Source organism: Aliifodinibius sp. S!AR15-10, from assembly GCF_031569985.1.
GTDB lineage: Bacteria > Bacteroidota > Rhodothermia > Balneolales > Balneolaceae > JAMQKA01.
Map to the genome: position 1 here is coordinate 196,288 of NZ_JAMQKA010000005.1, position 14,190 is coordinate 210,477.

Here is a 14,190-nt window from a genome sequence, read left to right on the forward strand (position 1 = left end):
AGTTACCGTTCATTTTTTTGTTTGATCATCTTCTGCAGCTCTTCAACTCTTTGGGTCAACTTGTTGATCTGGCTCTTTTCTTTATCGTCTCCGCTCAAATAGGTGCGGCCTTTTGACGAAGATTTTTCGGTATCGATGGTAGCTCGAATAACGAGCTCTTTTATCTCAATTGGCATTGGTGCTCCCTCTTTTTAATCCATGCGCTGGAAGTATTGAAATGACAGTTCAATGGTCTCAATCACGATTTCATTTTGCTGGGCATTAAAATTCCCGATCGACCATTTGACCGGGTAGGCTTGCACAAAGCTCCAGCTCTCCAGGGGTTCATGCTCGCTGTTGAGGAGTGTCACAAGTACATCCCGGGGATCAAATTTAAAGGCTTCCACGGCATCCCGGAACCAGCCGATCAGCTCTGACCCGACGAGCATCCCGCGCTTGAGTGTCAGTTTTTCGTAGGTGACGCGGTCCGGCAGGCGATGTACGAACCTGTTTTCGCCGCCCTCATTGTAGGTAAACTCCCCCACCGTTGCGTTTATACCGGAGACCTCCTGGAAGTTTATATCATCGGCAAAGCCGTCAATATCGACCCTGAAATGAAATCCGACCGGTGGATAGTAGTTGGCCATGGCGACTACGTGAATTCAATGGTTAACCCTTCATGGCACAGTTCGATGGTCTCGACGGCCACTTCGTTGCCGGTTGAATTCAGGGAGGGGCCTTCCACCTTGCACGGCCAAGCCTCCTTCACCTTCCAGACGGTTACTGGTTCATGCTCCTCGTTCAGCAGGCTGATGGTGAGATCCCGCCGCTCGATGTTATTCATCTGAACGGTATTGAGCCACTGGAAAAACTCATTGTCGCCCCGGTAGATGCCGCGCTTGAGCGTAATATTGCTGTACTGGGGAATGCCCGGCATTTTAGTGACCTGATACTCCTTGGCGTTGCCCTCGCGATAATCGATGCTTTGCAACTCGACGGTAAGCCCCGACACCTCGGTAAACCCGATGCGGGTGCCGCCCCATTCTACGGTAAAGTGAAATACGGATACTGGATAGTTCTCAGCCATGGTCTTGTCTGTTTGTTAAATGAAATGGTTAGGATTCCTGAAGCTTGTGCATGAAGCGGATGATGATAAATTCGGCGGGTCGTACGGCGGCCATTCCGATCTCCACGATCATACGTCCCTCTAAAATATCCTGGGCGGTCATCGTCTCGCCCAGCCCCACTTTTACAAAAAAGGCCTGCTCGGCGGTGGCACCTGCCAAGGCACCTTCGCGCCAGAGTCCCGAGAGGAAATTCTCGATCATAGCCCGCACACGTACCCAGGTGTTGGCATCGTTGGGCTCAAACACCACAAACTCAGTGGCTTTTTTAACCGATTCCTCAACATAAATAAAGAGGCGTCGTACCGGCACGTAGCGCCATTCGTTGTCGTTACCGGCCAGCGTGCGGGCACCCCACACCAGTGTGCCCTTGCCGGTAAACGTGCGGATGGCATTAATCGACTTGCCGGAGGTAGCATCTACGTTCAGAGTTCGCTGGTCCTCATTGGTAATTTTTTCGATCGGCTTAACCACGGAGTTTACGCTGACATTGGCCGGTGCCTTCCAGACACCACGGTTGCGGTCTACACGGGCATAAATACCGGCTACGGCCCCCGAGGGAGGCAGCGTGATGTAATTCTTGTTGATCTCGGCTTCCAGCGAGCGATAGATGCTGGGCTGACTGCTTTCAATCGAGGCCAGGTCTGGACCCGCGGTAAGATCGAGCGCACCAGTTGGCGGCGTGCCCGTAATATTATGTGTGATGGTGGAATTGGCAGCATCGAATACATAGGTCAAAGAGGTCTCCAAAAACGGATGATAGACAGCCCCATATTTTAAATATGAGGTACCCACTTCACCCCGGAAATTCTCAATTGGGCTGGAAGAATCGTCATCGTACATATCGGAGATAGTAAACCGGTCTTGCAGCTTGTTGCACTGGGCCAGAGCTTCTTTGACGACATTTCCATATGCGGTTAATGTGCCCAGATTTACAGCATCGGGAAACACGATCAGGGTGGGCTCATCCACCTTTTCCAGGGCCTTAACACCTCCCAAAATACCGGCCTGTGGCACTGTAGTACCTTCACTCACAGTACCGGCCGTGTCCTGATCCCCAACCGAAACGATATAACACGGACCGCCCCCGTTATTAAAATAGAACTGGAGGCTGTAGTACATGATAAACGGTGACGGGGAGGTCGGTGATGCGCTGAACGTCCGGGAAACGAGCACGGAATTGGTATCATACTCGTCGTCGATGGTTAGGTCAAACTGCTCGAGCACCGGGCCGCCAAATTTCTCTACATAATCCAACAGGGAACTGATCCTAGTTGGGATATTAAAAAGTGCAGTTTCATCGCCATCCTTTTCAGCTTTTTCGGTATAGCCGATAAACGCGGGAATGGCGGTCTCCACACCGGCAATGGAAGCCGGGAGGGTCGAAATCTCTTCAATAAATACGCCGGGTGTTTTGTAATCCATGTCAGTTGGGTTTTAGGCTTCTTGGAGCTTGTGTTGAAATCGGAGAATGATGAACTCGGCAGGTCGGACGGCCGCAATGCCCACATCGATGATCAGGCGGCCCTCCAGGATGTCGATAGCACTCATGGTCTGCCCAAGGCCCACTTTTACGAAGAAGGCCTGCTCGGGAGTAGGACCAGCCAGGGCTCCATCTCGCCAGAGACCTGTCAGGAAGTTTTCGATCATCGCTTTCATTTTGGACCAGGTGTTGGCGTCGTTCGGCTCAAACACCACGGGCTCTGATGCTTTTTCGATCGATTCCTCAATAAAAATGAACAGTCGGCGAACCGGCACGTAGCGCCATTCGTTGTCATTTCCGGCCAGTGTTCGGGCGCCCCAAACAATGGTCCCCTTCTGATAAAACTGCCGAATCACATTGATCGACTTGCCGGTGTCCGCATCCACGTTGAGCGGGGCCTGCTCTTCGGAAGTGACCAAAATATTGGGCTCATCCACCAGATTCAGGCTCACATTGGCCGGCGCTTTCCAGACCCCGCGGTTGCGGTCCACCCGGGCATATACGCCCGCCATGGCGCCGCTGGGATACAGGGTCAGGCGCTTCTTGTCAAACTCATCACTGATCAGATTGTACAGTTCTTTGTCGGCGGCTACGGTAGCCATGGCCGTGACCGTGGCCCCGTCATCAGCGTCATTACTTGCGTAATTCAACGTTACGGCCCCGCTTCCACCAGGTACGGCAGCAGTGATGAGTACAATATTGCTGTGGGGCAGATGACTGGCCTCAAAGTCAGTGCTCGCCAGCCCGTTGATGGCAGCCGCCAGGTTCTCGGCGCTGCCGGCTGCATCGCTTCCTACAGCGAAATCGGTATCGGCCGTCAGGGTATCGGTTCCAATTGTAAAATCATCACCGGAAATCTCATTATTGTTGGTGATAATAAACTGGCCCACAGTAAAGTCGCTGCCCTCTTTCATCAGGCTGAAGGGAAACAGGTGGTAGGGACCCGCACCAGCGCCTCCGCGGTTATCCGTGATAATAATAGAAGATTCGGTAAAGTATCGACGGATGGTGGTTTTCAGGGAGGGGTAGTAGGCGGCCCCGTACTTCAGGTCGTTCATGCCCACCTCACCCCGGAAACCGGTGGCATCAGCCAGCACATCGTCGTCGCTGGTCGTCTCTACTACATCCATAATGGCAAATCGATCCTGCAGCTTGGCGCATTGCCCCAGCAGGGCATCATTGATAGTTTGGCGATCATTGGCGTCGGTCAGCAGTGCAGCCTCGGGTACAACCAGGATGGTCGGCTCGTCTTCCTTTTCCAGCGCGTTGATGCCTTCCTCCAGGTCCGTTACGTCCAGATCGTTGTTTGCCGAAGGATCCTGAACATCGGCGTAGGTCTCATCCCCAACCGAAACGATATAGCAGCGTCCACCCCCGTTGGCAAAATACATGCGTACCTGGTAGTACATCATGTAAGGCGACAGGCTGCCGGGATCGGTAATGGTGAAGCTGGTGTCCTCCAGGGTGGTGCTGGGGCCCGTCAGTGTAATGCTAAAGGCTTCATCATAGGCCCGGCCAAAAATCTGCTCATACTCCAGCAGGGAACTGATCATAACCGGGGTGTTGGGATCCAATGTTTTTCTGTCACGAACACGTTTTTCGGTGTACCCCACAAACGCGGGTATGGCGGTGGCAACAGGGGCCACCGATGCGGGTAGCGTGGAAATTTCCTCAATATAGACGCCGGGTGTTTTGTAATCTGCCATTTGTACAGGAATTAATAGTTAAATGAATACATAGATTTCGCTTTCCAGGGCGCCACTCTGCTCTTTCACAACGCCGTTGTGGGCGGGATTAGGCATGTTGCTGACTAATATGGTGTCGCCGGGATTCTTTTTGAGCTGCACTGATGCTTTCGGGATCTCAAAAAACGGAATCGGGGTATCGGACCTGAAAATGACCGTTTCCATCCCGTTGATGCTGACGGTGGCGTGCGGTTCGTCGCCCTCCCGCGTAAAGGTTATCGGGCTGTAATGGGCCGAGGGCAGGCCGAGATCCTCAATGAACAGGTCTTCACTTGCCAAGGTGACGTGCTGGTTTTTGTTGACTACGAAATACTTCCAGATCGTCTCCTTCCGTGAAAACTGCAGTTCGTACTGTTCTGTATCCGCATACAGGTGCCCGGTGGTCGATTCGTAAATGATATCCACAATGCCGAGCACGTTCTGGGATGCCAACTCATCGCTTACATAAAATGTTTCCTCCTTATACTGCGTGGTATCATCGGTGATGTGCAGTATGGTGATGGTATACAAGCCCGTTGGCTTATTGCGGAGGTCGATCTGGCGACTGTAGCTGTCGTCGTCATTTTTGGCCACTTCCAGCTCAGAGGGCAGCGGCGTGCCATCCACCTCCGTCCCTGCGGATACAACGTTGCCATCCTCATCACTGACAATCAGCCGAACCTGGTTGGGCGAGCCGGAAACGGTAAAATGGTAGGTGAACAAGCTGTTTTGGGTCCCGTCAATTAGTACATGGCTTATGGATTCCGGGCTTTCAGCATTGATGGAGACGGCCCCGGGGTTATTGGTAAAGTATAGGATGTTTCCCGAGCGATATGATTCGGTGGGGGATTCATCAAGGTTGGTGATATTGAGGAATTCCGCTTTGTTTTCTACGGCCATAGTGAAGGTCAGCGTCAGTTCAGCGGACAGTTCCACAATGGGTGATATCTCATCGGCCTCAGCTTTGTAAAGTATGGTAAACCCGGTAGGGATGGTCTTAAACAGCATTTGGCCGCCGCGCAATATACGCCCGGTCTCGCGGGTAGGGGCGAGCTTCATCCCGCGGAGTTTCCCATCCTCAAAATAATCGTGAGAAACTCGCAGGTTAAATAGCCGATTGTAGTTTATGCTAACCATTATGTGCCATGACTGGTGATTCCAATTTTTTCGATCGGCAGGTTCTGATCCTTGAGGTCGCGTTCCTGGAAGCGGACCAAACGGATCCGATACAGCACCGACGGCAGATACTTGGTGCCCACTACCGTCCAGAAGTTGTAGAGCTGTTCAAACGAGTAAGAGTAGAGCTCTACAATCAGTTTTTTTAGCTGTGGATCAAAACCTGACAAGGCCGGGGAGTTATCGGGCGTAAATACAAACTTGGATTGGAAAAAAGAGATCACATACGACAGCTGCTTGAGTCCCTCCACGTAGTCATCGGAGGGGTCCTGCTGGCTGGTATCCTGGAAGTTGGCCGAGATCAGGATATAGAGATTCAGCTTGAGCTCGGGGTTCATCCTTTCGGCGATCCCATCTTCATTAATGAAGGTGGTTTTTTGATCTTTAAAGACGCGTTCTTCCTCAATATTGATCAGCGACAACCCGAGGGAGCCTTCTGGAATCACAACGCCATCCGACTCAGTGGCGACACTGGTCAAAAATACACGATTAACGTCCGGAGTGTCCGTTTTGAGTTTCAGGTATTCGTTTAATTCCTGTGTAATAAAAGATAATGCAGAGTGAATCATCCCGTGACACTCTCAGTATTTTTAGAGGTGAAACTTGATTTCTTTTTCTAAAGTGATGAACCGAATCTTTTGACAACTTTGAAAAATAACAGCTGACTAACACTACCGAACTTTACTACCTAATCTTTCTAATTTCTCCCGAATTTTTTGCTCCGGCATTTTCTTTAAATCTGTTGGCGAAGAATCCAAATGGTAGTTTGTAAATTTATTAAGTCCTTTTTCATCCGGTATGCCATGGGTTCTGGCTATGTCGAAATTAGACCTGTTGGTATTGCGGAGCTGATCGATAATACTTTTTAATCGTGTGTACTCGAGCACGGGTTGAGGGCGGACGGTATAGTGGCGTAAAAATCGACGTGAAAATTTCTTTGGGTTTTTATATCCCATTAAGTTTGCCCACTCTGTAACTCTCGCAACGTCCATAAGGTTTGCTTCCAACAGGTCAACAGCTCTTGTGATATTGACGGTTTCTCTACGCATACGTTTCTCCTTTACTTTATTTTTTGTTATAAAATAGGTGCCGAAAAGTCGCTGATTAGCGGTGAGGGAAATGGAATATCAGCTGTAATAGAGCGGGATATATTACACTCTCTACCCTGACCCGGGTATATATCACGTTCTCCTTGAATAAAAATAAATAAGCGCGGTTCTTCCCGCACTATGACGACTCTCCTCTCCATCCCATTTCTGCTTAGTTTTTTTATTCTCTTGTATTGCCAAGAGAAACCAGCCAATAAATTGTTACACTTTAATTGCTTTTCAACTATTTGATTTAATTAAACTTATAACTGGTAATTTATAGGCTGGCCTTACCAGGTTCAGGCTAAAAAACACCCCAAAACTATCTTGGCTTGAATATTGTTAACTGGAAAAATCGACTCTTGTTCCGGTCTATACGGGTTTTAGATGGGTCAGCTACGAAGTTCTTTTTTTGCTGATATTTTATTGAAACTCTCATAATATTCCGTATCTTTGGTGCCCTGAAATTCATGGTGGCTCAGTAATAAGTTTGGCAGTAGCTTTTTTTATCTGAATCACCAAGGAAATGGAGCTCGTAGCTCAGTTGGTTAGAGCGCCAGGTTGTGGCCCTGGAGGCCGTGGGTTCGAATCCCATCGGGCTCCCCATCTTCGTTACTAGTTATTGGTTAAGAGTTATTTGTCGAAAGGCGTAACTAATCCACTAATAACCAAATGCCGCGTTCGTCTAGGGGTTTAGGACGCTGCCCTTTCACGGCAGTAGCACGGGTTCGAATCCCGTACGCGGTACACGAGCCCTTGCAACATTGTCTGCAAGGGCTTTTTTATTTGAGAAAACTTCTAATTCATAATCCTGGAAAGGTAAATCCCACCGCTAAAGGATGGATTAAAGCTGTCATAACTCTTTAGGAAACAGGATTTTTTAATCGGATAATTCCACTACAGTATTTACCGCTTTAAGCGGAATAAAATAGGCCTCTCTCTCCCGCTCATAGTCACCCACAACATCGTAACTCCCGACCCCATCCAGATCAGCGGGTTGTTCAACATTAAGTTTTGCCACGGGAGTATGGCCGGTTGACGAGGCCAGCTCAACCTGGACATCTCCACTTGATGAATTGATCGAAACCGTTTCAAATTTACCTGAATCCAGGGTCAGCCACAGTCCAACAGACGCCAGGTATACTCGCGAACGGGCGGAGTCCAGCGGTTTGACTGTTATCCAATCTCCATCGCTATGGAGATTCCCGCCAAAGGCATGCCAGCCGAATTTCGGGTGTTCAACCAGATATGTCCCTGTATTTACGGCATGACCGAAAAAGCCGGGCCCATAGTCCCCGGAATAGTAATCAATGCGCAGCGTGGAGGGATAGGCATGAAATCCGGCGGGCCCAAAACCATCTTGTGTAATATTGGAAATTGCCCCCATCACACCGCCATAGCCAACGCGCAGCAGGTACATATCCTCGGGGTTATCACGGAATTCTGTTAACACGGGGATCGCATTGAGTCCCGACCCGTAGTGATGCAACTGTCTTTCTATGCGTGAGAGATCCCCGGCAAAGAGGAAATCCCAGTACCGCCGTGCACTGCCGTTGTAACCCCAGTGAGGAACGGTCGGCATATACCCAAGGATAGCATTCAGCGTCACCTGCGCTTTTGCGTCAAACCCGAAATAGCGACACCAGGCGTACACCTCTTCCTGGCCGGTGGAATCCCAGGGCATCTCGCTGCCGAATGGGAAGCCCAGCGACCGCCAAACCTCGGCACGTTCTCTCATTGTGGATTCAAGCGCTTTGGCTTTCTCGGTCCATCCTTCCCGCTGCATATCCTTCAGAATGAGCAAAAAGACGGTTCCCTCCATCTGCCCGTATTGCGCATAATGTGGAGCGTGATCCACCATCGCTTCTCCCGTCTGGTAGGCACGTTCAAGGTACCAATCCCAGCTGTGATTGGTTACAAGCCCTTCGTGATTGCGTGCCAGGCGATACATCACCCAGTGCAGTGCGGCTACATGCGGATAGTTATAGGACCGACCCACAGAACGTGCTTCTTCTCGGTCCCAGCTGGACCAACCGCCATAGCGGACATCCGAATTATAGGTGCCCTCCGGCATCTCTTCCGGTTCGTAGTAAAACATGCTTTTTCGGACAGCAAATTTTTGTTCCCCCTCGCTGTATTGAAGGCCACCCCACACCACGTCATCCACAAATTGTTCCAGCTTTTCGATTTCTTCTTTCTCCGGCTGTACCAGCTGTTTCATGATGGCAGCAAGCCATGCCCCGGCACCGCCCTCGTCACTGAGACCTGCTATCCAGGCCCGGTTATCTTCCGTAACTTTTTCACTGGTTCCATAATCATAACTGATTACCGAATTCGTGCGATTAAAGGGGTCATCGGGATTGTCATACCACTGAACAGTAGTTAAAAATCGCCCGAGATCATCCACTACCTGTGTCTCAGGTTTTATAACTTTATAGTTGATCGATTGCTTAAGCCCGTCTTCATAAGTAACAGTCACACGGCTTCGCCCCCATTCCCGACCCCGCACGGCATAGGCCTTCCACCCGTTTGGAGTTGTTCCCTGCTCACTCAAAACAAGCGAGCCGGTCGGTTCCACATCGATCCACTGAACATCGCTACTGTGTTTTAAGTAAAGATGTCCCTGCTGGTCCATCGGCAACACGTAGCCGGGGAGTCCCACCGCCACCGGGCGATCATTATCTGTAAGGGTTTGCTCAATATTTCTGATGGAATCAGAAAGCAAAAACTTAACGCTGTAACTGCGGCTCTGGGTCGGTTCGAGGATTTCCGAGCTGGGTGGATTCCAAGGTTCAGCACTGCTCCACTCGTCCTCCGCAAATGCTTTGCTATGCACCATCCACTCATAGAATCCCTCAAACGTGATGCCCCGCTGGGTTCGATCTTCATTAAGAGGTTTATATGCTTCAAATGGTGTTTTCCCGTTCGGAACGACCAACAGCGCCGGCCCATGGCCATTCAACCGAGTTACCTGCAGATAACCAGCATCCCGCCCGATGTAGGGATCATAAAAAGAACAAACGGCATGTGCCGTATCCAGGTCTTTGCCACTCAAAATGTTATTAAACACCATCGGCATGCCCAGCGCCCCGATCTCTATCGTCTGGTCGGTGTTATTGGTCAGCTCAAAGCGAAGAACGAGGTTACTGTTATCTATCTCCCAGTATCGTGTCACATCCAGCGGCATATCCCACGAAAAAGTGGGCCCCAAATCTGCAGCTGCCAACGTGTTACCTGATACATCAATAGAATTTACCGGCTCCCTGTCCTCGGCTGTTGAATACTCCTGCCACTGTTTTGAGCCTTCCATTCGCAAACGCATAGTCAAATCCCCAAGATGATAAAAACCATTTTCATCCCGGTTTTCCAGTTCTCCACTCGGGGTAAAATCGAACCCATCTGCGCCCTTGGGCTGCAGACCTGCTACCGTCTGTGAAGACCGCACCAGCCTGAAATTGAATTGAGGAGTTTCCAATTCCATAACCCCCTCATCCAGCCGCAATGCCGGTGGATCACTCTCACCTTCCCGCCCCTGTTGGGCATTAACCTCCGTACCTGGAATGAAACAGATTAAAGCACAACACAGTGTTAAAAGAAAACAACCAGATATTTTAAAAAATCGTAGCATGATGCTTGTTTATGCGGGTTAAAAGAAAATTCTAATCCCAAAGGGACGACAAATCGTTGGTGTAAAATATGTTTGGTTAGCCTGTCATTTTACTCGACATTGTTTTGAATAAGCTACAATTGGAATTTAATTTCTAACAGTAAAATTGCTGATTATTATACAATCCTTGATTAAAGAATGCGTACAATTTCAATTATCAGGCCATCTGAATCTCCAGTAATTAACACTGTATGATAAAACCGTATACAATCCTCTTACTTCTCTTCTGCAGTATGCTGTTCATTGGCTGTTCACAGACGCCCCGTAAGCAGTTAAACTGGCAGCAAGAGGATGGATACCGGTGGTCGGAGCTGGAACCCGGAACAGATCAACGGGCCGGCTTTGTAGAAAAGTCATCGTCGCAAACCAATATCCAATTCACGAATAATCTCACGGATGAGGATATTACGGGAAACAGGCACTACCTGAATGGGTCCGGCGTGGCGCTGGCAGATGTCGATGGGGACGGGTGGACGGATATCTACCTTGCTCAGCTAAACGGGCCAAACAAGCTCTACAAAAACAACGGCGGCTTTGAATTTACAGATATCACTGACTCCGCAGGCGTGGCGCATGAGGATTTCTTTTCTACCGGAGTAGCATTTGCTGATGTTGACGGTGACAATGACCAGGATCTGATTGTGGCATCTATGACCCAGGATAACGTGCTCTATATTAACGACGGCTCTGGCCACTTCACCCCGAAGCCAAACAGCGGTATCACTCAAAGCAAGGGGGCACAGACCTTGGCACTTGCCGATATCGACAGCGACGGCGACCTGGACCTCTACATTACAAACTACAAGGAGCGTTCGGTGCTCGATCTTTTTGATGTCACCGAACTGACATGGGAAAAGACGGTCAAGGAAAAATTCGAGCAGGATGTAGATAAAACATACACTCTTCTTCCACCTTATGATGAACATTATGGCATCATTTACAAGAAGGTGGGCTTGCCGGAACGCAGGGAAATTGGCAACCGTGATGAGCTGTACTTGAACAATGGTGACGGAACCTTTGAGAAGATTACCGACCTTGAACAGCGTTTTTTGGATTCCGAAGGCAATCCCAAGGGACTTGAACGGGATTGGGGACTCACCGCACGATTCCATGATATCAACCGGGATGGGCTTCCCGATCTTTATGTTTGCAATGATTTCTGGACCAAAGACCGACTGTGGCTGAACCAGGGAGACGGGGTGTTCAGGGAAATCGATCCGCTGGCGATGCGCAATCTTAGCTTCTCGTCAATGGCGGTAGACTTTTCGGACGTCAACCGGGATGGTTCCTGGGATTTTTTTGTGACGGAGATGCTGAGCCAGGAGCACGAGGGGCAACTTCGCCAATACACCCCGGACGATCCCTATTCCTCGATACCCGGGCGGTATAATGATCAGCCACAGTATAATCGGAACTCATTTTACCTGAATCGCGAAGATAATACATTTAGTGAAACCTCCTATTTCAGCGGCCTGCATGCCTCGGGATGGTCGTGGGCTTCCCGTTTTTTGGATGTAGACCTGGATGGGTATGAAGATCTCCTCATCACCACCGGTTATTCCTACGATGTGCAAGACCTGGATGCCCAGGATGAGTGGAGAAATGATATGGCGCGTACTGCAAAACGAGGTGACGATATCCACATTTTCCCGCCGCTCCGGTTGCCCAACAAAATATTTCATAACAATGGGAATGCCACATTTAGCGACACCAGTTCAAGCTGGGGATTTACCGGAAGTGATATCTCCCAGGGAATGGCCGTGGCCGATCTGGATCACGACGGAGATCTCGACGTGGTAATGAACCGGCTGAATGAGGAAGTCGGAATTTATGAAAATAGGAACTCAGCTCCCCGAATTGCCGTCAGGCTGGTCGGTCGAGAGCCCAACACACAGGCCATTGGAGCTACAGTTGAGTTACAGGGTGGCCCAACACCACAAATGGATGAAGTAGCTTCTGGCGGCGAATACCTCTCGCACTCCGCTTCCCAAATTACCTTTGCCGCCGATCCCGCCAATCCAAACCATATTTTAAAAGTAACATGGCCAAATGGTCAGGTTACGAGTATTGACAGCGTAAGGACTAACAGGATTTATGAAATTCACCAGCCAGAGAATCATGAGAATCCTGCGGTAAAAATGACTTCCAAAGAACAGGTGGAACCAATTTTTCTGGATGTTTCTGACCGGATCGATCACAGGCACCATGAATCGCCATATGACGACTTTCGAATCCAACCACTGCTCCCAAAGAAACTAAGTCAACTGGGACCCGGAATATCCTGGATTGACTTTGACGGCGATCAAGATGACGACCTATTTATCACATCCGGGCGGGATGGGCAGCTTGGCCTTTTTGAAAACAGCGGCAATGGGCAATTTGTTGATCGTTCGCTCGGGGAACTGACCGAGACAACGCCGGGTGACCAAACCGCGATCCTGGGATTAAGCACTAAAGCAGGAACCCAATTACTACTGGGGAACGCCAACTATGAACCGGGAGATATCAAAACGCCTTCCGTCCTAGCCTACACGTACAGCAATGGGGGGGGTACCACAGTGCAGAACATTCCCGGCATCTTTTCCACAACAGGTCCGATCGCCTCGGCTGATTATGACTCTGATGGAGACCTCGATCTATTTGTCGGGGGACGTTTTGTACCGGCCCATTACCCGATGAATGCTACTTCCAGGCTCTTTAAAAATGAAGATGGCCAATTCGTACTGGATCAACAGAATTCACGAAAATTGAACGAGCTGGGTATGGTAACAGGGGCCCTGTTCTTCGACTTTGAGCAAGATGGCGACCAGGACTTGCTGCTGAGTTTGGAGTGGGGACCGTTAAAACTCTATAGAAACGATGCCGGTAATCTGCAAGATATTTCCGAATCAGTTGGACTTGCCTCCTACAGGGGTTGGTGGAACGGCGTAGCAACCGGCGACTTCAACAATGATGGCCGCATGGATATTGTAGCCACTAACCAGGGACTGAACAGCCCATACCAGCTTACCTCGGAACATCCACTGAAAATGTATTACCAGGATTTTAACCGTGATGGAAGAGTCGATATCATTGAATCCTATTACAGTCCTGTCCAACAGGGATATGTCCCGAGAAGGCAGATGCAGGAATATCAATCGATTGCCACGGTTTTCGCATCCGGAATAAGCAGTAACAAGGCCTTTGCCAATGCCACTGTAAATGATCTTTTGAATCGGAATCCTGAACAGGTTCCATCACGTGAGATCAATACACTGGCTCATACGCTCTTCATCTACGAAGGGAATCATTTCTCTGCTAAACCGCTGTCGGCAGAGACACAGTACTCAGCCGCGTTCTATGCAGGTGTCGCCGATTATGATAATGATGGCAATGAAGACCTGTTTTTAAGCCAAAACTTTTTTGATGTGAAACCCAATACCCCCCGATTGGATGGTGGACGCGGTCTACTGCTCAAAGGTGATGGAACCGGCAATTTCGATAGCATTCCGGGGCATATAAGCGGTATTAGGGCGTATGGAGATCAACGGGGTGCCGCCCTGAGTGATTTTAATGCGGACGGAAAGGTGGACTTTGCACTTTCACAAAATGCGGCAGAAACCAAACTCTTTCTCAATCAAACAAGTAAAACAGGAATTACGGTTCGTCTCCTGGGTCCATCCGGCAATACCAAAGCCTATGGGTCAAGCCTACGATTAATCTATTCCGATGGTCACAAGGGGCCCCGTCGGGAAGTCCAAGCCGGCGGGGGATATTGGTCACAAAACAGTGCAACCCAGGTAATGGGATATGATGATGAGGTTGACGCAATCGAGGTCCAGTGGTTTGATGGGCGTATTCAAATCGTGCAGATTACTTCAGATACTAATGTTTACCAGATTAGCTACAAACGATGATAATGTGGTTGTTGTTTTAGCAGTGCAAATAAAATAAATGTGCTTTTTTCTAT

General features: G+C 49.5%; 10 protein-coding genes and 2 tRNA genes. 3 read left to right on the forward strand and 9 right to left on the reverse strand.

Annotation, left to right across the window (positions count from 1 at the left end):
* Positions 1 to 2: 2 nt before the first annotated feature.
* The 8 genes from NC796_RS05735 to NC796_RS05770 form a co-directional block, all read right to left on the reverse strand.
* The gene (locus NC796_RS05735; protein ID WP_310682906.1) at positions 3 to 176 is read right to left on the reverse strand and encodes a DUF5908 family protein; all 174 of its coding nucleotides are present in this window, start codon (positions 174 to 176) and stop codon (positions 3 to 5) included.
* Between the two features lie 15 nt (positions 177 to 191).
* Positions 192 to 626, reverse strand: coding sequence for a phage tail protein (locus tag NC796_RS05740; protein WP_310682908.1), 435 nt, complete (start codon positions 624 to 626; stop codon positions 192 to 194).
* A gap of 5 nt (positions 627 to 631) precedes the next feature.
* Positions 632 to 1,066, reverse strand: coding sequence for a phage tail protein (locus tag NC796_RS05745; protein ID WP_310682910.1), 435 nt, complete (start codon positions 1,064 to 1,066; stop codon positions 632 to 634).
* A gap of 28 nt (positions 1,067 to 1,094) precedes the next feature.
* Positions 1,095 to 2,528, reverse strand: coding sequence for a phage tail sheath C-terminal domain-containing protein (locus NC796_RS05750; RefSeq protein ID WP_310682912.1), 1,434 nt, complete (start codon positions 2,526 to 2,528; stop codon positions 1,095 to 1,097).
* Between the two features lie 12 nt (positions 2,529 to 2,540).
* Positions 2,541 to 4,292 carry a phage tail sheath C-terminal domain-containing protein gene (locus tag NC796_RS05755; RefSeq protein WP_310682914.1) on the reverse strand — a complete coding sequence of 584 codons (1,752 nt, stop codon included), beginning with the start codon at positions 4,290 to 4,292 and terminating at the stop codon, positions 2,541 to 2,543.
* Positions 4,293 to 4,310: 18 nt separating this feature from the next.
* On the reverse strand, positions 4,311 to 5,447 hold the full coding sequence (locus NC796_RS05760; protein ID WP_310682916.1) for a hypothetical protein: 1,137 nt from the start codon (positions 5,445 to 5,447) through the stop codon (positions 4,311 to 4,313).
* Complete coding sequence (locus tag NC796_RS05765; protein ID WP_310682917.1) at positions 5,447 to 6,055, reverse strand: DUF4255 domain-containing protein; 609 nt, start codon at positions 6,053 to 6,055, stop codon at positions 5,447 to 5,449. Before NC796_RS05765 ends, NC796_RS05760 begins: the two co-directional genes overlap by 1 nt.
* A gap of 102 nt (positions 6,056 to 6,157) precedes the next feature.
* Positions 6,158 to 6,535, reverse strand: coding sequence for a hypothetical protein (locus NC796_RS05770; protein WP_310682919.1), 378 nt, complete (start codon positions 6,533 to 6,535; stop codon positions 6,158 to 6,160).
* A 568-nt stretch (positions 6,536 to 7,103) separates the two neighbouring features.
* Here NC796_RS05770 and NC796_RS05775 point away from each other — a divergent pair.
* Both NC796_RS05775 and NC796_RS05780 read left to right on the forward strand, forming a co-directional pair.
* Positions 7,104 to 7,180 (forward strand) — tRNA-His (locus tag NC796_RS05775).
* 68 nt (positions 7,181 to 7,248) lie between these two features.
* Positions 7,249 to 7,321 (forward strand) — tRNA-Glu (locus NC796_RS05780).
* A gap of 133 nt (positions 7,322 to 7,454) precedes the next feature.
* Here NC796_RS05780 and NC796_RS05785 read toward each other — a convergent pair.
* Complete coding sequence (locus NC796_RS05785; RefSeq protein WP_310682921.1) at positions 7,455 to 10,202, reverse strand: DUF5695 domain-containing protein; 2,748 nt, start codon at positions 10,200 to 10,202, stop codon at positions 7,455 to 7,457.
* 230 nt (positions 10,203 to 10,432) lie between these two features.
* On the opposite strand from NC796_RS05785, the gene NC796_RS05790 reads away from it, so the two are divergent.
* Entirely contained in the window at positions 10,433 to 14,137 is a 3,705-nt protein-coding gene (locus NC796_RS05790; protein WP_310682923.1) for an FG-GAP-like repeat-containing protein, read from the forward strand.
* Positions 14,138 to 14,190: the final 53 nt, after the last annotated feature.

Bases quoted from the DNA above. Each gene is read 5' to 3' on its own strand.
- NC796_RS05785 (WP_310682921.1), bottom strand. From the start codon at position 10,202: ATGCTACGATTTTTTAAAATATCTGGTTGTTTTCTTTTAACACTGTGT.
- NC796_RS05770 (WP_310682919.1), bottom strand. From the start codon at position 6,535: ATGCGTAGAGAAACCGTCAATATCACAAGAGCTGTTGACCTGTTGGAA.
- NC796_RS05790 (WP_310682923.1), top strand. From the start codon at position 10,433: ATGATAAAACCGTATACAATCCTCTTACTTCTCTTCTGCAGTATGCTG.
- NC796_RS05735 (WP_310682906.1), bottom strand. From the start codon at position 176: ATGCCAATTGAGATAAAAGAGCTCGTTATTCGAGCTACCATCGATACC.
- NC796_RS05750 (WP_310682912.1), bottom strand. From the start codon at position 2,528: ATGGATTACAAAACACCCGGCGTATTTATTGAAGAGATTTCGACCCTC.
- NC796_RS05745 (WP_310682910.1), bottom strand. From the start codon at position 1,066: ATGGCTGAGAACTATCCAGTATCCGTATTTCACTTTACCGTAGAATGG.
- NC796_RS05760 (WP_310682916.1), bottom strand. From the start codon at position 5,447: ATGGTTAGCATAAACTACAATCGGCTATTTAACCTGCGAGTTTCTCAC.
- NC796_RS05765 (WP_310682917.1), bottom strand. From the start codon at position 6,055: ATGATTCACTCTGCATTATCTTTTATTACACAGGAATTAAACGAATAC.
- NC796_RS05740 (WP_310682908.1), bottom strand. From the start codon at position 626: ATGGCCAACTACTATCCACCGGTCGGATTTCATTTCAGGGTCGATATT.
- NC796_RS05755 (WP_310682914.1), bottom strand. From the start codon at position 4,292: ATGGCAGATTACAAAACACCCGGCGTCTATATTGAGGAAATTTCCACG.